Below are 24,550 nucleotides of genomic sequence, written 5' to 3'. Positions count from 1 at the left end.
CCCTGGGGGGCGACGCTTTCACCGTAGGTTTCGCCTGTCACCCGTGTCAACGCGCCGATCTCACCGCCGGTACCGCTGAAACGGATCAACGGTCACCTTGAAGTTTTCGGTCGGGGACGGTTACGTTCGGCCTGAACCGTGAAGGGGGGGCACATGCCCGCAACCGCACGACGCCCGACGCTCACCGCCGTCGCCGAGCGCGCCGGCGTGTCGATCGCGACCGTCTCCAAGGTCGTCAACCGGCACACCGACGTGGCACCGGCCACCCGTGAGCGCGTCGAGGCCGCGGTCGCCGAGCTCGGCTACCGCACCCCCGGGGCGCGCCACGCCGAAACCCGGCGCACGGTCGAGTTCATGGTCGACAAGCTCGACAGCCCGTACGCGATGGAGGTGCTGCGCGGCGTCACCCTCGCCGCCGAGGAGGTGGACGTCGACGTCACCGTCTCGCGCGTACGGCGCGGCGGGGGCGACCGGCCCGAGCCGCCGTCCAGCTGGACGCGGCGGCTGATCTCGGCACGCCGCACCGGCGCGATCGTCGTGACGGCGCAGGTCACCGACACCACGTACGACAGCATCGCCCGTGCGCGGCTGCCCGTGGTCGTCATCGACCCGCTGCACCTGACGACTCCCGAGCTGGTCTCGGTCGGCTCGACCAACTGGACCGGCGGGCGCACCGCCGGTGAGCACCTGCTGGGCCTGGGGCACACCCGCATCGGCGTCGTCGCGGGCCCCGAGGCGTCCATCAGCGCCGTCGCGCGTGTCGACGGCTTCCGCTCCGCCTGCCAGGCGGCGGGCGTCACCCTGGACCCCGCGCTGGTGCGGCACGTCGCGTTCGACCACGACGCCGCGCTGCGCGCCGCTGACGACCTGCTGCGTCGCGCCGACCCGCCCACCGCCCTCCTGGCCAGCAGCGACGCCCAGGCCCTGGGGGTCCTCGAGGCTGCGCGCCGCCTCGGTCTGGTGGTGCCGCGCGACCTGTCCGTCGTCGGCTACGACGACACCTACGTCGCCGCCTGGACCAACCCGCCGCTGACCACCGTGCACCAGCCGCTGCGGGACATCGGGCGCGTCGCGCTGCGCACGGTCCTGGCCATGGACGCCGGCCGCATGCCCGACTCGCACCACATCGAGCTGGCGACGTCCCTCGTCGTCCGCGACTCCACCGCCCCGCCGGCACAGCCGCCGGCGCCTCGGGAAGGACCACGTTGAGCACGAGCACCACCGGCACCACCGGCACGACCGGCACCACCACGCACCCGTGGCACGACACGACCCGTCCGACGCCCGAGCGCGTCGAGCTGCTGCTGGCGGCCATGACCCTCGAGGAGAAGCTCGCCCAGCTCGGCAGCCACTGGTTCGACCGGCGCGGCGCGGATGAGGTCGTCGCACCGATGCAGGACACGTTCGGCGCGCGTCGACCCGACTTCGCCACCGCCTCGCGGCACGGGCTGGGCCACCTGACCCGCGTGCTGGGCACCGACCCGGTCCCGGCCGACGAGGGCCGGGCCAAGCTCGCGCGCACGCAGCGCGAGCTCGTCGCGAACCACCGGCTGGGGCTGCCGGCCATCGCCCACGAGGAGTGCCTCACGGGCGTCACGTCGTACGGCGCGACCGTGTACCCGGCGCCGCTGGCGTGGGGCGCCGCGTTCGACCCGGACCTGGTCCACGAGGTCGGCGCGGCCATCGGGCGGGACCTGCGTCGTCTCGGCGTCCACCAGGGCCTCGCCCCGGTGCTCGACGTGGTCCGCGACTACCGCTGGGGCCGCGTCGAGGAGACCGTCGGCGAGGACCCGTACGCCGTGGCGACCATCGCGACCGCGTACGTGCGGGGCATGGAGGAGCAGGGCGTCGTCGCGACGCTCAAGCACTTCGTCGGGTACTCCGCCTCACGCGGCGGACGCAACCACGCGCCGGTGTCCGTCGGACCGCGCGAGCTCGCCGACGTGCTGCTGCCGCCGTTCGAGATGGCGGTGCGCGAGGGCGGCGCCCGCTCGGTCATGAACTCCTACGCCGACCTCGACGGCGAGCCGGTCGCGGCGTCGTCGGCGCTGCTCACCGACCTGCTGCGCGACACGTGGGGCTTCGAGGGCACCGTGGTGTCCGACTACTGGGCGGTCGCGTTCCTGGCCACCGCGCACGGGACGGCCGCCGACGCCGCGGACGCGGGCGCCCGCTCGCTGCGTGCCGGCATGGACGTCGAGCTGCCCAACACCATGTGCTTCGGCCTGCTGGGCGCGCTGGTGGCCGACGGCGGGCTGGACGAGGCGGTCGTCGACCGCGCGGTGCGCCGGGTGCTGCGGCAGAAGGCCGAGCTGGGCCTGCTCGACGCCCCCGCCGCGGACGGCACGCCCCCGGGCGGCGCCCCCGACGACGACCCGATCGACCTGGACGCCCCCGGCAACCGGGACCTCGCGCGGCGCCTGGCCGAGGAGTCGGTGGTGCTGCTGGCCAACCCGGCGGGCGTCCTGCCGCTCGACGGGCGCACGACACGGCGCGTCGCGGTGGTGGGCCCGTCCGCCGCCGACCCCGGCGTGCTGCTCGGGTGCTACTCCTACCCGATCCACGTGCTGCCCCGGCACCCCGAGCTCGGCATGGGCGTTAAGGTCCCGTCGCTGCTGGACGCCCTGCGCGCCGAGCTCGACGGCGTCGAGGTCGTGCACGAGCCCGGGTGCGCCGTGGTCGACGACGACCGCACCGGGTTCGACGCCGCCGTCGCGGCCGCGCGCGACGCCGACGTGGTCCTGCTGACGGTCGGTGACCGCGCCGGCATGTTCGGCCGCGGCACGTCCGGCGAGGGCTGCGACGTGAGCGACCTGCGGCTGCCGGGCGTCCAGCACGACCTGGTCGAGGCCGTCCTGGCCACCGGGACGCCCGTCGTCCTCGTGGTCGTCTCGGGGCGCCCCTACGCGCTGGGCGCGTTCCTCGACCGCGCCGCGGCGGTGGTGCAGGCGTTCATGCCGGGCGAGGAGGGCGCCGGCGCGATCGCCGGGGTGCTCAGCGGCCGCGTCACACCGTCGGGCCGGCTGCCCGTGCAGGTGCCGCGCGACCCGGGCGGCGGCCCGCAGACCTACCTGGGCGCACCGCTGACCCGTCGGCTCGACAAGATCAGCAACCTCGACCCGGGTCCGGCGTTCCCGTTCGGCCACGGGCTGTCGTACACGACGTTCGCGTACGACGACCTGCGCGTCACCTCGTGCGGTGTGCCGACGGACGGCGCGTTCGACGTCGCCGTGACCGTCACCAACACCGGCGAGCGGGCGGGCACCGAGGTCGTGCAGCTCTACCTGTCCGACCCCGTCGCCGACGTCGCGCGGCCCGTCAAGCAGCTCGCCGGGTACGCGCGCGTGCCGCTCGAGCCGGGCGCCGCGGCCCGCGTCACGTTCGCCGTGCCCGCCGACCTGACGTCGTACACGGGCGTGGACCTGCGCCGCGTCGTCGACCCGGGCACGGTCGGCGTGCAGGTGGGCGGCTCCAGCGAGGGCGACGTGCTCAGCGCGCAGGTCGAGCTCACCGGCCCGCGCCGGTACCCCGGTGCGGACCGCGCGCTGCGCAGCACCGCCGTGGTGACCCCGCTGGCCTGAGGACGCCCCGAGCGGCCTGGGGGCGTGCGGTGCGACCGCACCGTGCGCCCCCGGGTCGGTCTCAGGTGAGCCGGCCCAGGTGCAGCGCCGCGAGCGCGACGGCCGTCACCGTCTCCGCGTCCCGCAGCTCACCGCGGCGGATCATCGCCAGCACCTCACCGAACGGCACCGTCCGCACGGCGGTGATCCCCTCCGCGGCCTGCTCGCGCGCGGTCGCAGCCGGCTCGGCCACGGGCGTCAGGCCGCGGGCCACGAACACGTGCTCGACGGCCCGGGCGACGCCGTTGAGGGCGTCGACCTCACCGACGGCCGTCCACTCCCGCGCCGTGAGACCGGCCTCCTCCGCCAGCTCGCGCTGCGCCGCGACCAGCGGCTCCTGACCGTCCGTGCCACCCGCGGGGACCTCCACCGAGCCGGGTCCGACCGTGTACCGGTCCGTGGTCACCAGCACGACCTCGTCGTCGTCGGTCAGCGCGACGACGAACACCGACGGCCGCACCTCGACCACGCCGTACCGCGCGGGCCGGCCGTCGGGTGCGACGACGTCGTCCTCCCGCACCGTGATCCAGGGGTTGCGGTGGACGACGCGCGAGGTGACGGTCTGCCAGGGCATGACGTCACCGTAGGGGGCCCGAGGCCGAGGCCCGTGGTCCGGAGGTCGGGCTCCGCGGCCCGGCTCCCCGCTCAGCGACCGTGGGCGAGCGTGCGGGCCGTGACCAGCACGAGCGCGTCCTCCACGAGCGCCGCACGCACGTCCGGGCGCAGCACGTCCGGGCCCTGCTCGGCCGCCCACTGCCGCCACGACGCCCCGCCCACCGACCCCGCGAACGCACCCGCTCCGCCCGCGAGCACGGCGACCAGCACGGCACCGGGCCCCCGGCGGTCGACGACCGCCAGCGCGGCGGCCCCGGTCGCGCCGGCGACGATGCGCCCGCCGATCTGCACGGGCACCAGGCGGCTGGGGGTGGCCGGGAGCTTGTCGGTGACCATCTCGCCGAGCACGGCGACGGTGGTCAGGCCGCGCAGCGCGCGTGCCGCCGGGCCGTGGTGACCGCGCGTGGCGGCGTGCACGGGGACGGCGACGGCGACCGCGGAACGACCGCCCGCCGCGAGACCGAGAGCGACGGACCGCACGAGAACACCCATGGGACGTGTCTACCGGGACCACGGTGCACCGGCATCTCGGCGGCGTGCGGCGGGACCGTCCCCACCGGGCCCCGGCGCACCCGGGGCCGCTGGGGGCGCCCGTCCGGGCGAGCTCCTGCAGGACACCCGTCCGGGTCGCGTCGGGCGTTCGACGTGCGGGACCCGCCCGACGGCACCAGACTCGCCTGCCAGGCGGGCCACCGTGGTCCGCACCGGGCACGACGAAGGAGCGACATGGGCATCGGTGGCGGTATCGCACTCCTGGTGATCGGGGCGATCCTCTCGTTCGGGGTCTCCGACCGGATCGAGGGCATCGACCTCACGGTCATCGGGTACATCTGCATGGGTGCCGGCGCCCTCGCGCTGATCCTGGCGGTGGCGCTCAACTCCCAGCGCACCAACACGACCCACCGGCAGGTCGTCGAGCACCGCGAGGAGCCCCCGCTCCCCCCGACGGCCTGACGGCCTGACGCAGCACCGCGAGCCACGCCCCGTCCGGTCCACCCGGGCGGGGCGTCGGCGTGCGTGCACCCGTGCTGCGTCCGTGCTGCGGGCACGAGGGGCGCATGTCGGACCACCCGGACACAATGGGCGCCCGCCCGCAGCCGTACCGCGGGCGTCAGCAGGGGGCGACGACGGAGGGGACCGCATGGACCGGGACGAGGCACGGCAGGCCAAGGCGCACGCCCTGACGGTGGCACGCGAGCTGATCGAGAAGGACGCCCGGGCGTCGACCAGCGGGGTGCACGTGGCCCCGCTGTCCGTCGGCCTCGCGGCGCGCGGCGACGGCCGGTACGGTGTCGCGCTGCGCTACCGGCTGGACGTGCCGGGGGTCCGCGAGCTCGCGCGCCGCGTCGCCGACGAGGTCGGCCAGGTGGGCACCACCGTCGACGTGCGGCGCACCGGCCGCATCCGTCCGCTGGGGGACACCCCCGGGAGCGGGGACACGGACGGCACCGAGAGCTCACCCGGCAGCGGTGTCGGCAGCGGCGTCGGCACCGAGCCCGGCGTGACCCTGGGCACCGGCCCGGGGACGGACCTCGGCGGCACCCGGATCGGGACCGACCTGGGAGCGGCCACCGACGGGGACGCACCCGCCGTGCCGGGTCCCCGACCGCCTGTGGTCACGGCGCAGGCGCTCGGCGAGACCGGCCGCGTGCGCCCGCTGCGCCCGGGGGTGTCCATCGCGCACGTCGACGTCACGGCGGGCACTCTCGGGGCGTTCGTGCTGGTCGGGGGCGTGGTGCACGCGCTGTCGAACTACCACGTGCTCGCGGGCTCGCCGGCGGCCCGCCCGGGTGACACGGTCCTGCAGCCCGGCCCGGCGGACGGTGGCCGGCCGCCCGGCGACCGCGTCGGGACGCTCGCGCGCGCCGTCCCGCTCACGGCGGGGTGCACCGCGGTGGTCGACGCGGCCGTCGCCCTGCTCGACGAGCAGGACGTCGACCCCACCTACCCGGTGGGTCGCATCACCCGCACGGCCCGGGCGCTCGGCGGGGAGACCGTCGGCAAGATCGGGCGGACCACGGCCGTCACGACCGGTGTGGTCACGGCGATCGAGCTCGACGACGTGGTCGTCGGCTACGGCGAGGAGCTGGGCAACCTGCGGTTCGACGACCAGATCGAGATCGAGGGCGCCGGACGCCTGCCGTTCTCCCGCGGGGGCGACTCCGGCTCGCTGGTCTACCGCCAGGACGGGGTCGCCCTGGGGCTGCTCTTTGCCGGGTCGGAGACCGGGGGTGACAATGGTCGCGGGTTGACGTACGTCAACCCGATCGATGCCGTCCTCGAGGCGCTCGACGCGACCCTGCTCGCCTGATGCAGGCCGCGGGCCGCGCGCCCGACCGGCGCGGGAGGTGTGCAGTGGCCGACCTCGACGAGGCCCGCCGGGCCAAGGACGAGATCAAGGCCGCCCTGGCCGGACGGGACGGGGTGGCGGCGGTCGGGATCGCCCGCGAGGCGGACGGCTACGGCGTCCTGGTCCGCGTCCTGGGGGACGACGCGTCTGCCAGACGGCTGGGCGTGCCGTCGAGCGTGCACGGCGTGAGCGTGCACGTCCGCGCGACGGGACCGGTCACGGCGCGGCGCTGACGCCCGCGGGCCACGTCCTCGGGGGGTCGGTCGGAGGGAACGCGCACGCCCGGCCCAGGGACGGGGCCTGCCCGGCACGGGGTGACGCGCCGCGACCGCGCCGGGCCGGAGCGCCGTCCGGCGCCGGGGGGTCCGCAGCGCGACGACGCGCCCGCACCCCGGAGGGTGCGGACGCGTCGGTGTCGCAGCCCGGCCGACGGTCGTCGGTCGGACGGTGTCAGCGGACGGTCGTCAGCGGACGATGCACGGGTTGCCGTTCAGCGTCGCGTCGCTCACGGCCTGGGGCGTCCCGGAGCCGATGAACCCGAACGACACCGCGTTGTGGTGACCGATCGTCGAGTTCCAGGCCACGTTGCGCGCCGTCACCGTCGAGCCGGACTGCGTGGTCGTGGAGCTCCACGCCTGCTGGACGGTCTCCCCGTTGGTGAACTCCCAGCTCACCTCCCAGCCGTCGACCTGCTCCATCGTGGCGTTGAAGACCGTCACGTTGCCCTGGAACCCGCCCTGCCAGGCGTTGGTGACGTCCACCTCGACCTCGCACACCGAGTCCGCGGGGACCGTCGGCGTGGGGGTCACGGACGGCGTGGGGGTGGGGGTCGGCGTCACGGACGGCGTGGGGGTGGGGGTCGGCGTCACGGACGGCGTCGGCGTCGGGGTCCGGGTGGGGGTCGGCGTCGGGCTCGGCGTCGGGGTCCGCGTGGCCGTGGGCGTGGGGGTGGGGGTCGAGCCGCCGCCGCCGAAGTCGACGTCCACGCAGTTGTAGAACGACTCCGGGCTGTCGGTGCGCTCCCAGATGTTGAACAGGACGTGCTTGCCGCTCTTGTTCGACGGCAGCTTCACGTTCCACCAGTACTCGGGGCCGGCGGGGCCGCCCTCGCGCAGCGGCGGGTCCTGGACCCGGTCGAACGGCCCGGGCTCGAGGTCGTCCCACCCGATCGGCTCGTTCTGGTTCCAGCCGTCCTTGGTGATCCAGGTGGTGAAGTACCCGGGGTGCCGCGCGACGGCCGCGTACTGGAACGTCATGGTCTGGCCGGGCGTCACGCGCGTCGTCGGCCAGGCCGAGGACGGGGTGTTGTACGCGGCGAACCGGGAGTCCGGGCCGCAGACCTTGCCGTCGGCGATGGTCTCGTGGCGGCCGTCGATGGTCCCGAGCAGGTTGCCGAACCAGTTGTAGAACGAGTAGTTGCTGTCGTTGAAGGCGTTGACGCAGGCGGGGTTCGTGGGCTTCATGCTGCCCGCCTCGCCCGCGGCCTGACCGCCGGCCAGGCCGTCGGTGTAGCAGACGTAGGTCCGCGTCGGCGGGTTGGTCAGTCCGCCGTGCGCCTGTGCGGCGGTCGGCACGGCGACGAGCGCCGCGGCCACGAGCGCGGTGGCGGCCGTACCCCCGAGCACGCGGCGTGTGGACAGGGTGCGGGGCATGGAGGTCCCTCTCACGCGAGCGGCGTAGGTCGCCGCGGGGGGCGGGCACCGAACGGTGCGGTGTGGCGTTCAGGGTGCGGACCCGCGGCCGGGGCGACAACCCTCTGAAACGTTTCCAGCACGTGGGACACTCGTCCCACGGCTGCCCGTGCCCCTCGAGGACGTCGCGGCGGCGCCGCCTCCCGGCGAGGGGGGACGACGGCGCGGACGAGTGATCTCACGGACCTCTCACGGACCGTGCTCGGCGGAAGGGGGGCGCAGGCCCGATGATGGGCTCCGTGACGCGTAGGGCCGCGACGGCGAAGGGTGCGCACCGGGGTGGCCTGTCGGCCGCCGACCTCGGTGGCGTGCGTGGCCTCGCCGTGGCCGCGCACCGGTTCGACGCCTGCCGCCGGGTCGAGGAGGTCGTCGAGGCGGCCGCCCAGGCTGCCGTCGACGTGCTGGGTGCCGACGCCTGCGCGGTCGCCCGGATCACCCAGGAGACCAGCCGCGTCGTCCACCTCGACCCCCCGACCAACGACCCGCGCTGGCACCAGTTCCTCAGCACCACCTACCGGGCCGACGACCGTCCGGCGCTGCGCGCCCTGCTGCGCAACCGCGAGAGCTGGGTGGCCCACGCGTTCGACGCGCACGGTCGCTCCGTGCGCCCCGGTGACACGTCGGCGGGCGACCGCGTCGAGGTCGAGATGCTGCGGGAGGTCGGCGCCGCGTCCGCCCTGACCGCGCCGGTCGTCGTCAACGACGCCGTGTGGGGCCAGATCACGGTCGTCCGTGACTTCGACTCCCCGCTCTTCCACGTCGACGACGTGGCGACCGCCGAGGTGCTGGCCGCGCTCGCCGCCGGGGCGATCGCCCGGGTGGACCTCGAGCAGCAGATGCGCCACATCGTCGCCGACGACCCGCTGACCGGTCTGGCCAACCGGCGCACGGCCGACCAGGCCGCCGAGGCGGCGCTGGCGTCGGGGCGCGAGACGTGCGTGGTCATGTGCGACGTGGACGGCCTCAAGCGCGTCAACGACGAGCTGGGGCACGACGCGGGCGACGACCTGCTGCGGGCCGTGGCCGACGTCCTGCGGCGCGCCGCCGACGCGATCCCGGGCGCCACCGCCGCGCGGATCGGCGGGGACGAGTTCTGCCTGGTCACGGTCGACCAGCCGCGCGAGGTGGTCGCGACGGCCATGGCCACCACGGTGGCGAAGTTCCCGCTGCCGCACGGCGCCGCGATCTCCTACGGGGTCGCGTCGACGGCCGTCATGGGCTCGGTCGAGGCCCGGCACCTCTTCCGGCGCGCCGACCAGGCGCAGTACCAGGCCAAGCGACGCCGGGCACGGGCCCGCGCCCGCACCACCCCTCCCATCTCCGACCCGGTGCAGGCCGTCGAGCGGCTCACCGCCGGCGGCGCCGTGGCGATCGGCGCCGCGGCCCCGGCAGTGGTCCCGCGACTCTGCGCGTTCGCGGCGGCGGCGACCGAGACGCTGGGCGGCGACTCGTGGGCCGTCCGTGAGCGCATGCCCGGGTCGCAGAGGTTCACGACCGTCGCCCGCGGCGGCAGCCCCGCCGACGCGTCCGAGACGCGCCTGCTGACGGTCGAGCGCGACGAGTGGGTCGTCGAGGTGGCGGTCGCCGCCGCGGCGTCGACCGGCCGGCAGGTGCAGACGGCGCTGCGCGCGCTCGTCGCGATCGCCGTCGACGGCGCCGGCACGCCCGAGAGCGTCGGCACGGACTGAGACCCCGCGCGCCCGGGGCCGCGCCGGTCGGAACCGCGCCGTCGGAACCGCGTCGTCGGAGCCGTGACCTGCCTCGGCAGGGTCAGCCGTGCGGCCGTGGCCGCGGGGTCGGCCGTGCAGCCGTTCAGCCGTGCAGCGGCAGGGTCAGCGACTCCGGGGCGCCCGCCACCACGCGCACGGGCACACCCCAGTCCTGGGCGGCCAGGTGGCAGGCCGGGTGCTCGACCGCCGGGTCGGCGTCGCAGCTCGCGGCGCGGGCGGTCACGTGCAGGACGCCCTCGCCGACCGCCGGGTCGAGCCGCAGCGTGCGGGTGAGCGCGACGTCGTCCCCGCCGCCGTCGAGCAGCAGCGCGGGCGGCGTGGCCGAGACCTGCAGCGACGTCGACGGGCCCCAGCGGTCGTCGAGCTTCTGCCCGGCTGCCGGGTGGAACACCACCTCGAGCGCGACGTCCGCGCCGATCTCGGTCACCGGGCGCTGCGTGCGGTGCGCACCGCCGTCGACCTGCGTGCCCGCACCGGCGGGCAGCGGCACGCGCGTGAGGCGGTGGGCCGCGGACTCGACGACGAGCACGTGGTCGGTGTCGCCCGCGGGCAGGACGAGCCCGCTGGGCTCGGCGAGGTCGGTCGCGAGCGTGGTCACGGTGCCCCGAGCGTCCCCCTCGCCCGGCTCCCACCGCCGCAGCGCGCCGTTGTAGGTGTCGGCGACCAGCACGGAGCCGTCCGGCAGCGCCGCGACACCCAGCGGGTGCTGGAGGAGCGCCTGGTCGGCCGCCCCGTCGCGGTGGCCGAAGTCGAACAGGCCCGTCCCGACGACGGAGGTGGCCGACGCGTCCGCCGGGTCGACCCAGCGCAGCGCGGACGTCTCGGCGTCGGCGAGCCAGATGCGGCCGGCGGCGTCGACCGACAGCCCCGACGGCTGCGCGAACCACGCCTGCGCCGGCGCGCCGTCCACGAGCCCTTCGTTCATCGTGCCGGCGAGGTGCGTGATCGACCCCTGCTCCGGGTCGAAGGCCCACAGCGTGTGGTTGCCGGCCATGGCGACGACGAAGGCGGCCAGCGGCTGCGACCACGTGACGTCCCACGGGGAGGACAGCTTGACCTGCCGCGCCGGCCACCGGTCGCCGACGCCCTGCTCGGCCGGGTGCGCGGGGTCGCCCTCGAACGGTGCGACGTTGTCGACCGCTCCGACCATGTACTGCTCGCCGGTTCCGGCGACGGTCGTGACGTGCCCGTCGGCGAGGCGCACGCCGCGCAGCGCGTGGTTGACGGTGTCGGCGACGAGCACGTCGTAGCCCAGCCGCTCACGCAGGTCGCCCGGCACGAGGCACAGGCCGTTGGGCTCGCTGAAGCGCGCCTCGTCCGGCCCGCCGTCGACGAGCCCGCGCTCGCCGGACCCGATGCGCCGCACGAGCGTCTCGCCGTCCGCCGCGACCTCGGTGAGCGCGTGGTGCCCGGCGTCGGCGACGAGGAACGTGCCGCCCGGCAGCTCGAGCGCCTTGGCGGGGAACCGCAGCGTCGTCGGCTGCGGCGTCGGCGCGACGTACGGGCCGTCGCCGCGGTGCAGCGTGCCCTTCGCCTCGTGCTCGGCGACCAGCTCGCGCACCAGCGTCTCGACGGCGTGCGCGTGCCCCTCGCCGGCCATCTGCGCGACGACGTACCCCTCGGGGTCGATGACGACGAGCGTCGGCCACGCCCGCGCGGTGAACGCCTGCCACGTCACCAGGTCCGGGTCGTCGAGCACCGGGTGGTGCACCTCGTACCGCTCGACGGCGGCCGCGAGCGCCACCGGGTCGGCCTCGTGCACGAACTTGGGCGAGTGCACGCCGATGATCACCAGGACGTCGCGGTGCCGCTGCTCGATCTCCCGCAGCTCGTCCAGGACGTGCAGGCAGTTGATGCAGCAGAACGTCCAGAAGTCGAGGACGACGACCTTGCCGCGCAGGTCGGCGAGGGTCACGTCCTTGCCCCCGGTGTTGAGCCAGCCGCGTCCGACCAGCTCGGACGCGCGCACACGGGGCAGACGGGGGGCAGCGGTCGACGTCACGCGCACATCCTCCCCGACGCGCACCGGCGCGCAAGGCACCCGCCACCAGCTGGTCACCGGCCCGCCCGACGCACCCGCAGACCACTGGGGAAGCACGTCGACCCCCTGTCGACCGTCCCCCACCGACCGGTGGTCGTCCAGGGAGCGCGGCAGCCGTCGGCCGACCCCGGACGTGCGACGGCCGGGCGCAGCCGGAGGGGTGGCTGTGCCCGGCCGTCAGGCCGTGCCGCCCGCGGGTCGTGCCCCCGCGGGGTCGTGCTGCCGCCGGCGTGTGCCGGCGGGGGGGATGCGTCAGGCCGTCGTGCAGGTGGCCGTCAGCGAGCCGGGAGCGCCCGAGGCGATGAAGCCGGCCGTGGTGCTGGCGCCGGCGCTCAGGGAGCCGTTCCAGTCGGCGTTCGTCAGGACGCCGCCGCTGTGCGTGCTGCTCCACGCCTGCGTGATCGTCGCGCCGCCGACCGTGACCTTCCAGCCGCTGATCGCGGCCGAACCGGCGGTCACGACGACCTCACCCTGCCAGCCGCCCGACCACGTGTTGGCCGCCCTGACCGTGGCCGTGCACGCCCCGCCGGGTGCGGTGGTGGGCGCGGGGGTGACGGACGGCGTCGGGGTCGGCGTGACCGACGGGGTCGGCGTGGGCGTCACGGACGGGGTCGGCGTGGGCGTCACCGACGGGGTCGGCGTGGGCGTCGGGCCGGGGTTGCCGCCGCCACCACCGATGTTGATGTCCGAGCACAGGTAGTACGGCTGGTCGAGGTGGCTGGCCTGCCAGATGGTGAACAGGACGGCGCGGCCGGAGCGGCCCGCCAGGTTCACGTCGGTCTGGTACAGGCCCGTGGTGCCGTAGCGCCCGGTCTCCTTGACGAGGTCGAGGTCGTCCCAGCCGAGCGCCTCCGTCGTCGGGTCGAAGCCCGCCTTCGAGACGTAGATGCGCATGTAGTCCGCGCCGTGCTTGGCACCGTCGGTGAGCGTCAGCGTGAACGACGTGGGGACGTTCGTCATCGTCCAGGGGCCCGGGGTGTCGAGCGACGCGTACAGACCGTTCTGCGTCTTGCCGCCGGAGCAGAGCTGGCCGTTGGGGATCACGGCCTCGTGCCGGCCGGCGACGCCCTCACGGTACAGACCGTTCCAGTTCCACATGGTGTTGGGGTTGGCCTGGAACGCCTGCCAGCACATGGGGTCCTGCTGCGCCATGGCCGGGTTGAGGTGGTCGTCGCCCCACCGGTCGTAGCAGCTGTAGTTGCGGGACGCCGGGTCGGTGACCGACCCGTGGGCGGACGCGGACGTGGCGACGAGGCCGGTGGCCGCGACCGCCAGGGGGACGGCGAGGGCGAGCCGGGCGAGCCGGCCGAACCGGCTGCTGCTCCGGGTGAGGATGGACATGCATGTCTCCTGGGGGGTCGGTGACGACGGAGCCCCGTCCGCGCTCGCCCGGGCGGATCGCAACGATGCGATCCGAGGACGACAGGGCGCCACGAGGGCTCGACCACCGTGCGGCCTCACCCTGCGCAGCGCGAGAGTGCTAAGCGTTTCAGCAGGACGTGCGTCCCAGGCGAGGGCAGCGCCGACGGCCCGGCGACCCCGTCACCGGGGGCCGCCGCGACCCGGTCACCGACGGTCGAGGACGTGGATGCGGGGATGGTGTCCCTTGGCGTAGACACGCGTCACCGAGCGCGGCGTCCACAGGTCCGCGGCCTCGCGCACCACCCGGTCCATCACCTTGACCTCGTGCGTCAGCACCACCAGCCGGGCACCGGGCGCGCTCACGGCGTGCGCGGCCCGCAGGAGGCCCGCGTGGAGCCGGGGGGCGTCGGCGTGGGAGCCGTGCAGCGTGCCCCACGGCGGGTCGGCCAGGACCACGTCGGCCGCACCGCCGAGCGGCTCGCCGACGACGTCCAGCAGCGCCGCCGCGTCCGTGGCGTCGGCCCGCAGCAGGACCGGACGGGGCGGGCGCGTCAGCAGCCGCGCCGCCTCGAGGTTGGCGCGCGCGGCGTCGAGCGCCGCCGGGTCGAGGTCGACGGCCACCGCCGCCGCCGCCGGGGCGACGAGCAGCCGCTCGACGAGCAGCGTGCCCGAGCCCGCCATCAGGTTCAGGACCCGGTCCTGCTCGTGCACACCGGCCAGGCGCGCGACCGCCGCCGCGATCGTCGCGTTGGCCGCGCCGGGGAAGTCGGCGACGCGCCACGTGCGCGCGGACAGCGGACGGGGACCGACACGGACCAGCACGTCCCACCCCGGGTCGACGTCGCCCCGCCGCGGCCCGCGACGCACGCGCACCACCAGGTCGCCCGCCTCCGGGTCGTGCCGCAGCCCGGTCGCCTCGTGCAGCAGACCCGCGAGCCGCGCGAAGACCGCGGAGTCCGCACCGGCCGCCTCGAACCGGAAGGTCGACGAGCCGGCGACACGCAGCGACGCGTACACGGCGTCGACGATCCGGGTCAGGTGCTCGGGGCTGGTGAAGGACCGGGGACGCGGCACGTCGAGGTGCACGACGACCCACGCGGCGACCGCGGTGCGCAGCGCGGTCACCGCGGCGAGCGGTCCGGGCAGGCCCAGTGCGAGGGCGTCGTCCCGGTCCGGGACGTCGCGCAGACCGCGGGCGCCGGGCAGCGCCTCGGCGACCTCGGCGGCGAGCACGTCCCGCAGGCCGGGCAGGTAGGTGAGCTCGACCGACGTCAGTGGCTCGCGTGCCGGGGCCGCGCCGCGCGCGGGACGACGGTCCCCGTACGGCCCGCGGTCCCCGCGACCGGTGGCGCGACCGCCACGACCGGTGCCGGAACGGCTCGCGCCGGGACGCCCGGTGCCGGCGCGCGCTCCCCCACCGTCCCGACCGGCAGCACCGCGCCCGCCGCCACCGTCCCGGGCTGCCCCGGCACCACCGCGTCCGGCCGCGTCACGCCCCCCGGCGCGGCGGCCCCGCTGCCCGCTCAGACCGGCACCGCGGCGCGCGCACCGACGGCGCGCAGCACGAACGCCTCGGTCTGCGCGATCGCGTGCTCGCGCTCCGGCCCGCCGTCGGGCAGGCCCCGGCCGGTCAGGCACGCGTTGACGAGCGGGACGGTCGTGTCGAGGTCCTGGTCCGGGAACGCGCCGGAGGCGATGCCGGCGGCGAGGATGCGGCGCAGGATCTGCTCGACCACGAGGACGTGCTCGCGCACGCGCTGCTGGGCGCCGCGCGAGAGCACGGAACGCAGCTCCGGCCCGGGGGCGACGTGGTAGACCCGCGTCAGCGAGGCCTGGGCCCGCACGTAGGCGCGCAGCTGGTCCACGGGGTCGTCGATGTCGTCGAGGGACGCCTGCAGGCCGGCCGCGTACTGCTCGGTCTCGTGGGTGATGAAACCGAGGAGCAGCGCCTCCTTGTCGGGGAAGTGGTTGTAGACGGCGGTCCGTCCCACGCCCGCCGCGGCGGCGATGTCGGCCAGGGTGATCGCGTCGAAGCCCCGCTCGTTCATGAGCGTCGACAGTGCCTCGAACAGCCGGCGGCGTGTCTGCTCGCGGTGCTCGTGCAGCGAGGCCCCGATGATCTTCGGCATGCTGACATCCTGACACATCCTGTCAGGAAGACCGTCCGGGAAGAGGGGTGACACGGGCCAAAGTGTGACATTGCTCACGACGGTTCGTCGCTTTCGCCTACAATGCCTCAGCGTCACCTGGACGACCCCGCCCGACGAGAGCCCGAACGCGATGAGCCGACACGCCCACCACCCGCAGGAGGGCCCTCCTGCGGGTCGCGCGCGCGCCACGGCCGTGCCGGGTCCCATCCCCGCGGAGCGTCCCGGGGACTGGCACCTCGACGAGCACGGCACGCGCCGCGTCTCGGTGGTGCGGGCGGCCCACGAGCGGTTCGTGGTCTCCGGCGACGACCCCGGCCGCCAGGTGCGGCCGGTCGTGGCCGACTCCTGGCGCCGCAGCCGTCGCGTGGGCGTCGACCCGGAGCTGCCGACGCCACCCGTCGACGTCGCGGGGTCCGACCTGGCCGAGCTGCGCAGCACCCACCCCCTGTCGGGTGCGGTGCCCACGGTGCGTCGGCTGCTGGTGGAGCCCGGCCCGGACTGGGTCGCCGCCCTGAGCGACGAGTCGGGCCGGCTGCTGTGGGTCGACGGCGACCGTGCGGTGCGCCGCGAGCTCGACGGCGTCGGGTTCGTCGAGGGCGCCGCGTGGCGGGAGGACGCCGTGGGCACCAACGCGCTCGGCACCGCGCTGGCCACCCGGCGGCCGCTGCAGGTGCTGGGCACCGAGCACTGGGCCCGCGTCGTGCACCCGTGGAGCTGCGCCGCGGTGCCGGTGCACGACCCGGAGGGGCGGCTGCTGGGAGTGCTGGACGTCACGGGCCGCGACGACGCCGCCTCGTGGATGGCCCTGGCGCTCGTGCGCGCGACGGTCGCGGCCGTGGAGGCCACGCTCACCGCCGGCGCGGGCGCACCGCCCGGTGCACGCCTGGCCGTGCTCGGCACCCAGGGCGGCACGCTGCACACGCCCGCGGGCCGCCGCCGCCTGACCTGCCGCCACGCGGAGATCCTCCTGCTGCTCGCCGAGCACCCCGCCGGGCTGCGCGGGGACGAGCTGGCGGTGCTGCTGTCGGAGTCCGAGCTGTCCGAGGTCACGGTGCGCGCCGAGATCTCGCGACTGCGGCGCCTGGTCGGGCCGCTGCTGTCCGAGTCCCGGCCCTACCGGCTCACCGCGCCGCTGCGTACCGACGTCGACGCCGTACGGGACGCGCTCGCCATCGGGGACGTCGCGGGCGCCCTGAGCGCCTACGCCGGCTCGGTGCTGCCGCGGTCCACCGCGCCGGGCGTCGAGCGCGTGCGGGCGACGGTGCAGGACGAGGTGCGCGCCGCCACGCTCGCGTCGGGCGACCCGGGTCTCGTCGCGCGCTGGACGGCGAGCGACCCCGGCGCGGACGACTGGGAGGCGTGGCAGACGCTCGCGCGCGTGGCGCCCATCGGGTCGGCGGCCCACCTGCGCGCCCACACCCGCCTCGCGCAGCTCAACCGCACCCTGCGCTGAGCACGGCGCCCGCCGCCGGCCCGCCCGGCGCCGCGCCCCGCAGCCACGCACGACGGATTTCGTCGTCGTCCCGCGTCACGACCCCCTCACAGCGCCGTCGAAGCGGTTGTGAGATCGGGTGCACCGATCCCCGGCGCACCCCCGCTGACGAGCGGGTCCGCCCCCTGCCGGGTCGTCGTGGCGCGCGCCGTGACGGATCTCGTCGTGCAACGGTCGTGCAACGGTCGTCCGGCTAACGTCGGCGCCGGTGGCATCGACGGCGACGCCTCTCGTGGGAGCCCGTCGCCCCCGATGCCCGGTCGGGCGGCGCGCGGGAGGGGGCGCGTCGCCCGACCATCACCGGTCGGGACGACGGGCATCCACGTGACGAACCGGGCGGTTCCCACCCTCGTGGGGTGCCGCTAGCGTGGCGGTCGTGGACACCGACCACCATCCCGAGCCCGGCACGACCCTGCCGCCCGCGATCGCGCCGGACGGCAAGGACTGGACCTGGGTGCTGCGCGAGCGGTGCCCGGAGTGCGGGTTCGCCGCCTCCGACGTCGAGCCCGCGGGCATCGGCGGCACGGTCCGCGACCTCGTGCCGCGGTGGGTCTCCGCGCTGCACCGCGACGACGCGCACGTGCGACCCGCGGCGGACGTGTGGTCGCCGCTGGAGTACGGCGCCCACGTGCGGGACGTCATGCGGCTGTTCGGCGAGCGGGTGCAGCTGATGCTCGACCACGACGACCCGCCGTTCGACAACTGGGACCAGGACGCGACGGCGCTCGACGACCGCTACGACCTGCAGGACCCCGTGGTCGTGGCCGAGGAGCTCGCCGCCGCCGCCGCGGTGACGGCCGACCGGTTCGACGCGGTCGGCGGTGACGCGTGGGAGCGCACCGGCCGGCGCAGCAACGGGTCGGAGTTCACCGTCCGCACGCTCGGCCAGTACTTCCTGCACGACGTCGTGCACCACCTGCACGACGTGCGCGCCTGACCCCTCGCCGCGGGATCCCCGGGCGGGCGACCGCCGAAACACGCCTGCAGCATTCGCCCGCTACTGTCCGGCCATGACCGGACCGTCCGCGGTTCTCGCGGCCCTCGACGGCAGCCACGTCCTCGCGGTCCCCCGGGGCACGGACCTCCTGCCACTGGCCCGCGCCTGGTTCCCCTCGGCGCTCTGGGCGCGCGAGCCGGTCTCCGCGGCGCAGGCGGCCGCCGCCCGGCCGATGACCGGTGCGCGGTTCCGCGGCATCGCGGTCGCACCCGTCCGCACGGCCGGCGCCCTGAGCCTGGACGGCTCGGTCGAGGTCGTCGGCCCGTACCCCGTCGACGCGGCCGAGGCACGGGCGCTCACCCTGCCGCCGCAGGACAGCGACCTCTACGCGCTGCCGGCGTCCCCCGTGCCCGGGGCGACGCTCCCGCCCGACCTGGTGACGGGCTGGGCCACGGCGGTGGCGCGGCGCACCGCCGGCGGCATCCTGCCCGCGGCGCGCGACCGCACCGTGGTGCCCGACCCGGCGTCCGCCGTGGACCTGACGCTGTGGTCCGCCGTGCCGCTGAGCACCGCGGACGTCCTGCCCCTGGTGCGGCCCGCACTGGCGGGCAGCCGGCTCACGCCGCCGGCGCCGGGTGGTGCCGGCGAGGGCTTCGCGCTGACCGCCACCTACGAGTACGACGGCACGCTGCAGCTCGGCTGCTCACGCTCCCGGGACGTCCCCGTCGTGCTGTCGACGCTCGACTGGCGCGAGCACGGCCCGTGGGCGTACCGCGTGACGTGGCAGCCGCACGACCCGCACGAGCTGGACCAGGCGCACCCCTCGCCGCTGCACGTCATCGCCCGGCAGCGCGTCACGCCGAGCATCGCGCGCGTCGTGGCGACGCTGTGGCGGGCAGCCGGCGGCACGGTCGTCGACGCCGGCGGGTTCGTGGTCCCGCACGAGGAGCTCGACGCGCGCGCCCGGGCACGCTGACCGGCGGTCCGGGACCAGCGTCGGAAGACGCCGGTCAGGCGAACGGCTCGGAACCGGCCGGCACCAGGTCCACCTCGACGCGCGGCGTCGCACCGCCGCCCTCGGTGAAGATCACGCCGCGCAGCGGCGGCACGTCGTGGTAGTCGCGGCCCCAGCCGAGCACGACGTACCGGTCGTCGACGAGCTGGTCGTTGGTCGGGTCGGCGTCGAGCCAGCCGTGCCCCGGCAACCACACCGACACCCACGCGTGGGACGCGTCGGCGCCTCGCAGCTTGGGCCGCCCGGGGCGGGGACGGGTCTCGATGTACCCGGACGCGTACCGCGCGGGCACGCCGTGGACGCGCAGCGCCGCGATCATCAGGTGCGCGAAGTCCTGGCACACGCCCGCCCCCTGCGCGAGCAGCTGCGCCTGCGTGGTGCTCACCGTGGTGGACCCGGACCGGTAGGTCAGCTCGGCGCGGACGCGGTGCACCAGGTCCGTCACGACGTCCGCCAGCGGGCGCTCGTCGACGAACGACGGGGCCGCCCACTGGCGCACCTCGTCGACGAACGTGACGTGCGCCGACGGCAGGACGGCCTCGCGCAGCGCCACCACCCCCGCGGCGTCGGTGCGCAGCAGCCCCAGGTCGCCCGCGGTGACGGCGCGCGCGACGGCACGCCACCCGACGTCGGGCAGCTCCGCGCGCGGCGGGACCGTGCGGCTGACCTCGAGCGTCGAACGGGCCGTGACGACCAGCCGTGTGTGCGGGCGCGTCACACCGAAGTAGGTGGTCGTGTTGCCGAACCAGTCGACGTGCTCGCCGGTGTCGGCCGGCTCGGGGTCCACCGTGAGCGACGTCGCCAGCACGCGCTGGTCCGGCAGGTCCCGCGGCGTCAGCGTCGTGCGGCCGTAGGAGTCCGTGACGGGCTGCGCGTACTCGTACGTCGTGCGGTGCACCAGGTCGTACGTACGGACGCTCACCGCTCACCCCCCTCGCCCGGGTCGCCGTAGGTCGACCCCCACAGGTCGTCCAGGGCACGGCTGGGCGCGGGCCGGACGAAGTGCACGCGCTCGATCTCGTCGGACGCCTCCCGCAGCCGCCACAGCATCGAGCCGAGCGCGTCGGCCAGCCGCACGCGCCGCCCGTCCTCGGACACCTCGTTGCCGACGGCGACGGTGTCCAGCTCGGCCACCAGGCCCGCCACACCGTGCAGCAGGTGGTCGCGCTGCGCGGCGGAGCGGGGAGCGGGCACGGCCTCGAGGTCGGCGAGCAGCCGGTCGAGAGCGAACGCCAGCGAGCGCGGGTTGGTGCGGTCGTGCACCAGCAGGTCGAGCACGCTCGCGACGTCGGCACCACCCTGGTGCCGGCGCCGGTACGTGATGGCGGACTCGGCGGCCAGCAGCACCGACTCCAGCAGCAGGTCCTCGACGTCACCGGGGCGCCGCACCACGAGCGTGGCCTGCAGCATCGCGACCAGCCGCTGGGCACGCTCCAGCCGGCGGCCGGCGTCGAGCAGGTGCCAGCCGACGTCCCGCGTGAGGCCCTCGGCCGCGATCCCGGAGATCGCGAGCAGGCTCTCCAGCACCCGGTCGAGCGTGGGACGCAGCCCGGCGGTGACCGACCCGGGCGGCACGGGGCCGACGTCGAGGCCGCCGCCCGGCTGCTGACGTGCCCGCACCCGCGTCCGCTCGTCGCGCAGCGTGCGCTCGATGCGGGCGAGGGGCCCGAAGGTGTCGGTCGAGAGCTGGTCGCGCACCGTGGCAGCGGACGCCCCGAGGCGGCGCACGGCCCGGGCGACGGAGCCGGGGGTGCCCTGGTCGAGCAGCAGGTCACGCAGCGCCGGCGGGCTCGGCACGACGTGGGCGGGGTCGACGTCGGACGCGGGTGCTGCCTGCGCTCCGTCGGCCAGCGCGGCCGGTGTGAGCGCCGTCAGCAGCACCTCGAGCGCGCGGCCGCCCGCGCTGCCCGGCGTGCGGTGGTAGTCGTCCCAGCGGTCGGCCACCGCGCGCAGCACGCGCACGCCGTCCTCCGCGCGCTCGGCGTACCGGCCCATCCAGTAGAGGTTCTCGGCGGCGCGCGGCGAGATGCCGTAGCCCACGGCACGGCCGCCGGCCCCGGCGACGTCCTCCCGCACGGTGGCGTCCGGCTCGGCCGGCTGCGAGGCCAGCACCCACACGTCCTTGGCGGACGCCCCGGCGGACGAGGTGACGACCTGGTCGTCGTCGGCCACGCGCGCGAGGCCCCCGGCCATGACGGTGTACGTGCCCGCGTGCGCGACCGCGAAGGTCCGCATGACCGCGGCTCGCGGGCCGTCCTCGTCCGCCAGGACCGGACCCACCGGCTCCTGCCCCACCCAGCGCCACGGCTCGGCGGTGATGCGCGCGGCCAGCTCCTCGCGCTCGGCGGCGGACAGGGTCCAGCCCAGCACGGTGGTCGTGCGCGGCCCGTGCACGGTCGGCTTGACCACCAGGCGGTCCAGGCGGCCGAGCACGTGGCGCAGCGCCCGCTCCTCGCCGCACCACCAGGTCGGCGCCGACGCCAGCGTCAGGTCCTGGTCGAGCACGGCACGCGCGAGCCGCGGCAGGTAGCCCAGCAGCGCCGGGTTCTCCAGCACCGACGCCCCGAGCGGGTTCACGACGCTCACGGTGCCGCGGCGCAGCGCGTGCACGAACCCCGGCACGCCCAGGCGCGACCCGGCGCGCAGCTCCAGCGAGTCGCACCACTCCGCGTCGACCCGCCGCAGCACGACGTCCACGGGCTCGAGCCCGTCGATCCCCTGCAGGAACAACCGGCCCGCGCGCACCACCAGGTCGCTGCCCTCGACCAGCGGCAGTCCGAGCATGGAGGCGAGGTACGCCTGGTCGAACGCGGTCTCGCTGCCCGGCCCGGGCGAGAGCAGCACTGCGCGCGGCGCGTCGCCGGCGGTGGGCGGGGCGACCTCGACCAGCGCCTTGCGCAGCGCGTGGAAGAACGGACCGAGCCGGGCGATCGACGCCTGGCGGTACACGGGCGCGAGCACCTGCGCGACGACACGGCGGTCCTCCATCGCGTACCCCGCACCCGACGGTGCCTGCGTGCGGTCCGCGAGGACGCACCACTCACCGGACGCGTCGCGGACCAGGTCGGTGGCGGTCAGGACGAGCTCGCGACCGCCCGGCAGGCGCAGCCCGTCGACCGGCCGCAGGAACCCGGGGTGCGACAGCACGGCCGTCGGCGGCAGCACGCGGTCGTCCAGCAGCCGCCGGGCCCCGTACAGGTCGTGCAGCACCGCGTCGAGCAGCTCGGCCCGCTGCACGAGCGCGGCGTCGAGCCGCGCCCACTCCCGCTCGTCCACCACCACGGGCAGGGGGTCGAGCCGCCAGTGGTGGTCGGTGTCGAGGCGGTCGGCACCGTACGTGACGCCGTGCCCGGCGAGCAGCTGCTCGGCCTGTCGGCCGGCGCGCGCCAGGTCCGCGTCGGTCGGCGCGGCGCCGGGCGGCAGCCACGCCCAGTCGGGCCGGTGCGCGATCGTCGTCCCGTCGCCCAGCAGGCGCGGCGACGAGAGCAGGTCGGTCACCCGGGCAGTCTGACGCACCGGGGGGCGTGACGCCCGGCACGCGGCCGGTGCGCCCCTCGGTGGCGCACAGGGCGCACCGCGGCGCGCGCACCGGACACGTCGGCCGCCCCTGCCATGTCCGCCCCGACCCGGTGCGACGGTCAGCCGACGGTGAGGACCAGCGGCTCGTAGCCGCCGAGCGCGGGCTCGACGGTCAACCGGACGTCCGCGGGGTCCTGGACCAGGAACGCCAGCGGGAACGCGACGGAGCCGCCGGCGGGCACCGCGGCGTCCGGACCGGTCTGGCCGATCTGCGATCCCGGGTCGAGGACCGCGACGGCGTCCTGCCCGCCGGAGACGGCCGTGGCGATCAGCGTGTTGGGCCGGAACTCCGCGTCGGTGCCGTTGGTGATCGAGACGCGCACGCGCACGAGCACGCCCGGCACGGCACGGTCCCACTCCGCCTGCGCCGTGGGTGTGAACCGGGCCGGGGCCGTGACGTCCACGAGCAGGCCGTCCGCGTACTCGAACGGGGTCCCGAAGGTGACCTCGGCACCCGCGTGGGCGGTGGCGGTCGTCGGGCCGGCGTCCGCGCTGGCGCCGGCGGCGCAGCCCGGTGCGACCAGCAGTGTCGCGGCCGCGAGGCCCACCACGACCCGGTGGAGGCGGCGCGGCCGGGCTGCGCGGGCGGGACGGGCGGACGGGGCGGTGAGGGTCACGCGGTGCTCCTGGAGTCCAGGACCGGGGCGGCCCCGGCGCGCGGTCAGCACGCACCGGCCGCCGCGACGTGCGGCGTGACCACGACCCGGTGCGGCGGTGCCGGGGGCGCGACGGTCTGCACCGCGCAACTCCCGAAGGGCGCGGCCAACGTAGCATGGTCGCGCTCCCACGGGGCGGGATCGCGGGCACGTTCCTCCGGACGGACGCCGGGGGGACCACCGCACCGGCTAGAGCGCCTCCACGACCATCGCCCCGTACCCGTAGAGCGCCGGGACGATCTCGAGACGCAGGTCGCCGCCGTCCGGCACGGCGAACGCCACCTCGAAGCTGATCATGCCGCCGGGGGGCACGTTGACGTCGGGGCCGGTGAGCCCGACACCCTGGTCCGGGTCCCAGATCCCCGCCACGGGCTGCCCGCCCGAGGTGGCGCTCACCTGGATGGTGTTGGGCCGGAACGACTCCCCCGTCGAGTTGGTGACGACGACCTGCGCCTTGACCGGGGAGCCGCCCTCGAACCCGGTCGCGTTGTCGCTGGGCTCGTAGACCTGCGGGTACCCGACGACCACGCCCAGGCCGTCGCCGTAGGTGTACTCCTGGCCGTAGCCCACGACCGTCCCCGGACGCTCCTGCACCTCGGTCACGCCGGTGTCGACGAGCTCCGGCGCCGGCGCGGCCGCGGGTGCCGCCGGCACGATGATCCGGAAGGCCACGACGAGCGCGGCGACCGTGACGACCAGGAGCACCGCCCCGACCGCGAGGACGGACCGGCTGCGCCGCTCGGGCTCCTCCGCGGGCGACTCGAGGGCGAGGGGCAGCCCCGGGGTCACCGCGCGGGTGCCCGAGCGGGGGGTGGGGACCGCGGCGACGGTCGATGGGAGCGCTCTCGGCAGTCGACGTCCTTCGGTGGTCACGCAGTGTCTCCCTGGGTTCGGCGGAGGCGACCGCCGGCCGTGCCGGGGCGCCAGGACGACCCCCACCGTCGGGAGGGCGCGCGGGCGCGCGCGACTCACCGGTGAGACGACGGGGGACGCGACGCTCCGCATGCGTCGACGGTGCGGAAACTAGCGCGGCGGCTGACGCCGTCAGGGTGCCTAAACGCTTATGACCAGCGCTTTCACATCGGCCTCTCACCCGCGCTGCCCACGCGGGGCAGGCGGCGGGGCGCGCACGGCCCGCGGGACGACGAAGGCCAGGTCCGGGCTGTGCGCCGGGCCTGGCCTCGCGTGGAGCGGGTGACGGGAATCGAACCCGCGCTATCAGCTTGGGAAGCTGATGTTCTACCATTGAACTACACCCGCCAGCCGCCCTCACGGGCGCTGCGGCGTCGATCCTACCCGGTACCGGGCGTGG

General features: G+C 76.1%; 20 protein-coding genes and 1 tRNA gene. 9 read left to right on the top strand and 12 right to left on the bottom strand.

Translation table 11 applies throughout. From position 1 onward, the window contains the following. Nucleotides 1-153 precede the first annotated feature (153 nt). Both KG103_RS00835 and KG103_RS00830 read left to right on the top strand, forming a co-directional pair. Nucleotides 154-1,209 (top strand): LacI family DNA-binding transcriptional regulator, encoded by a 1,056-nt coding sequence (locus tag KG103_RS00835; protein ID WP_207340197.1) that lies wholly within the window; start codon nt 154-156, stop codon nt 1,207-1,209. Beyond that, entirely contained in the window at nt 1,206-3,581 is a 2,376-nt protein-coding gene (locus KG103_RS00830; protein ID WP_243656297.1) for a beta-xylosidase/alpha-l-arabinosidase, read from the top strand. The genes KG103_RS00835 and KG103_RS00830 overlap by 4 nt, the downstream gene beginning before the upstream one ends. A 61-nt stretch (nt 3,582-3,642) precedes the next feature. On the opposite strand, the gene KG103_RS00825 is transcribed toward KG103_RS00830, so the two are convergent. Then, complete coding sequence (locus tag KG103_RS00825) at nt 3,643-4,194, bottom strand: NUDIX domain-containing protein (protein WP_207340196.1); 552 nt, start codon at nt 4,192-4,194, stop codon at nt 3,643-3,645. 71 nt (nt 4,195-4,265) lie between these two features. Next, complete coding sequence (locus KG103_RS00820; protein ID WP_207340195.1) at nt 4,266-4,727, bottom strand: hypothetical protein; 462 nt, start codon at nt 4,725-4,727, stop codon at nt 4,266-4,268. Between the two features lie 234 nt (nt 4,728-4,961). Between KG103_RS00820 and KG103_RS00815 the strand changes: the two genes are divergently transcribed. From KG103_RS00815 to KG103_RS00805, 3 genes are all read left to right on the top strand, one after another. Further along, nucleotides 4,962-5,189, top strand: coding sequence for a DUF6458 family protein (locus KG103_RS00815; protein ID WP_207340194.1), 228 nt, complete (start codon nt 4,962-4,964; stop codon nt 5,187-5,189). A 187-nt stretch (nt 5,190-5,376) separates the two neighbouring features. Beyond that, nucleotides 5,377-6,546 carry a hypothetical protein gene (locus tag KG103_RS00810; RefSeq protein ID WP_243656296.1) on the top strand — a complete coding sequence of 390 codons (1,170 nt, stop codon included), beginning with the start codon at nt 5,377-5,379 and terminating at the stop codon, nt 6,544-6,546. 44 nt (nt 6,547-6,590) lie between these two features. Then, on the top strand, nt 6,591-6,818 hold the full coding sequence (locus KG103_RS00805) for a hypothetical protein (protein WP_243656356.1): 228 nt from the start codon (nt 6,591-6,593) through the stop codon (nt 6,816-6,818). A 231-nt stretch (nt 6,819-7,049) separates the two neighbouring features. Here the strand turns inward: KG103_RS00805 and KG103_RS00800 are convergent, their stop codons facing one another. Then, nucleotides 7,050-8,237, bottom strand: coding sequence for a lytic polysaccharide monooxygenase (locus KG103_RS00800; protein WP_207340192.1), 1,188 nt, complete (start codon nt 8,235-8,237; stop codon nt 7,050-7,052). Nucleotides 8,238-8,506: 269 nt separating this feature from the next. On the opposite strand from KG103_RS00800, the gene KG103_RS00795 reads away from it, so the two are divergent. Beyond that, nucleotides 8,507-9,964 (top strand): GGDEF domain-containing protein, encoded by a 1,458-nt coding sequence (locus KG103_RS00795; RefSeq protein WP_243656338.1) that lies wholly within the window; start codon nt 8,507-8,509, stop codon nt 9,962-9,964. A 124-nt stretch (nt 9,965-10,088) separates the two neighbouring features. Here KG103_RS00795 and KG103_RS00790 read toward each other — a convergent pair whose 3' ends face one another. The 4 genes from KG103_RS00790 to KG103_RS00775 form a co-directional block, all read right to left on the bottom strand. Continuing rightward, on the bottom strand, nt 10,089-12,008 hold the full coding sequence (locus KG103_RS00790) for an NHL domain-containing thioredoxin family protein (protein ID WP_207340190.1): 1,920 nt from the start codon (nt 12,006-12,008) through the stop codon (nt 10,089-10,091). 291 nt (nt 12,009-12,299) lie between these two features. After that, the gene (locus KG103_RS00785; RefSeq protein WP_207340189.1) at nt 12,300-13,388 is read right to left on the bottom strand and encodes a lytic polysaccharide monooxygenase; all 1,089 of its coding nucleotides are present in this window, start codon (nt 13,386-13,388) and stop codon (nt 12,300-12,302) included. Between the two features lie 225 nt (nt 13,389-13,613). Continuing rightward, entirely contained in the window at nt 13,614-14,642 is a 1,029-nt protein-coding gene (locus tag KG103_RS00780) for a class I SAM-dependent methyltransferase (RefSeq protein ID WP_249670684.1), read from the bottom strand. Nucleotides 14,643-14,932: 290 nt separating this feature from the next. Further along, entirely contained in the window at nt 14,933-15,538 is a 606-nt protein-coding gene (locus KG103_RS00775) for a TetR/AcrR family transcriptional regulator (protein WP_207340188.1), read from the bottom strand. A gap of 151 nt (nt 15,539-15,689) precedes the next feature. Between KG103_RS00775 and KG103_RS00770 the strand changes: the two genes are divergently transcribed. The 3 genes from KG103_RS00770 to KG103_RS00760 all read left to right on the top strand — a co-directional run bounded on the left by KG103_RS00770 (nt 15,690) and on the right by KG103_RS00760 (nt 18,964). Next, nucleotides 15,690-17,012: a GAF domain-containing protein gene (locus KG103_RS00770; RefSeq protein ID WP_207340187.1), complete on the top strand. Its 1,323-nt coding sequence runs from the start codon at nt 15,690-15,692 to the stop codon at nt 17,010-17,012. 415 nt (nt 17,013-17,427) lie between these two features. After that, nucleotides 17,428-17,988: a DinB family protein gene (locus KG103_RS00765; protein WP_207340186.1), complete on the top strand. Its 561-nt coding sequence runs from the start codon at nt 17,428-17,430 to the stop codon at nt 17,986-17,988. Nucleotides 17,989-18,061: 73 nt separating this feature from the next. Then, entirely contained in the window at nt 18,062-18,964 is a 903-nt protein-coding gene (locus KG103_RS00760; RefSeq protein WP_207340185.1) for a hypothetical protein, read from the top strand. A 34-nt stretch (nt 18,965-18,998) separates the two neighbouring features. On the opposite strand, the gene KG103_RS00755 is transcribed toward KG103_RS00760, so the two are convergent. From KG103_RS00755 to KG103_RS00735, 5 genes are all read right to left on the bottom strand, one after another. Then, a complete protein-coding gene (locus KG103_RS00755) occupies nt 18,999-19,925 on the bottom strand; it encodes a transglutaminase family protein (protein WP_207340184.1) in 927 nt (308 codons plus the stop codon). Beyond that, nucleotides 19,922-22,501 carry a circularly permuted type 2 ATP-grasp protein gene (locus KG103_RS00750; protein WP_207340183.1) on the bottom strand — a complete coding sequence of 860 codons (2,580 nt, stop codon included), beginning with the start codon at nt 22,499-22,501 and terminating at the stop codon, nt 19,922-19,924. The genes KG103_RS00755 and KG103_RS00750 overlap by 4 nt, the downstream gene beginning before the upstream one ends. 140 nt (nt 22,502-22,641) lie before the next feature. Next, nucleotides 22,642-23,199, bottom strand: a complete 558-nt coding sequence (locus KG103_RS00745) for a hypothetical protein (protein ID WP_207340182.1) — start codon at nt 23,197-23,199, stop codon at nt 22,642-22,644. Nucleotides 23,200-23,427: 228 nt separating this feature from the next. After that, complete coding sequence (locus tag KG103_RS00740; RefSeq protein WP_213319961.1) at nt 23,428-24,027, bottom strand: hypothetical protein; 600 nt, start codon at nt 24,025-24,027, stop codon at nt 23,428-23,430. Between the two features lie 397 nt (nt 24,028-24,424). Further along, nucleotides 24,425-24,498, bottom strand: a tRNA-Gly gene (locus KG103_RS00735). Nucleotides 24,499-24,550 lie beyond the last annotated feature (52 nt).

This window comes from Cellulomonas wangleii (assembly GCF_018388445.1).
GTDB classification, from domain to species: domain Bacteria; phylum Actinomycetota; class Actinomycetes; order Actinomycetales; family Cellulomonadaceae; genus Cellulomonas; species Cellulomonas wangleii.
This window is presented reverse-complemented; position numbering and strand designations above follow the sequence as displayed.

Coding starts and splice junctions, on each gene's coding strand:
- KG103_RS00810 (WP_243656296.1), top strand. CDS start 5,377: ATGGACCGGGACGAGGCACGGCAGGCCAAGGCGCACGCCCTGACGGTG.
- KG103_RS00820 (WP_207340195.1), bottom strand. CDS start 4,727: ATGGGTGTTCTCGTGCGGTCCGTCGCTCTCGGTCTCGCGGCGGGCGGT.
- KG103_RS00815 (WP_207340194.1), top strand. CDS start 4,962: ATGGGCATCGGTGGCGGTATCGCACTCCTGGTGATCGGGGCGATCCTC.
- KG103_RS00770 (WP_207340187.1), top strand. CDS start 15,690: ATGAGCCGACACGCCCACCACCCGCAGGAGGGCCCTCCTGCGGGTCGC.
- KG103_RS00835 (WP_207340197.1), top strand. CDS start 154: ATGCCCGCAACCGCACGACGCCCGACGCTCACCGCCGTCGCCGAGCGC.
- KG103_RS00760 (WP_207340185.1), top strand. CDS start 18,062: ATGACCGGACCGTCCGCGGTTCTCGCGGCCCTCGACGGCAGCCACGTC.
- KG103_RS00825 (WP_207340196.1), bottom strand. CDS start 4,194: ATGCCCTGGCAGACCGTCACCTCGCGCGTCGTCCACCGCAACCCCTGG.
- KG103_RS00800 (WP_207340192.1), bottom strand. CDS start 8,237: ATGCCCCGCACCCTGTCCACACGCCGCGTGCTCGGGGGTACGGCCGCC.
- KG103_RS00775 (WP_207340188.1), bottom strand. CDS start 15,538: ATGCCGAAGATCATCGGGGCCTCGCTGCACGAGCACCGCGAGCAGACA.
- KG103_RS00785 (WP_207340189.1), bottom strand. CDS start 13,388: ATGTCCATCCTCACCCGGAGCAGCAGCCGGTTCGGCCGGCTCGCCCGG.
- KG103_RS00795 (WP_243656338.1), top strand. CDS start 8,507: ATGGGCTCCGTGACGCGTAGGGCCGCGACGGCGAAGGGTGCGCACCGG.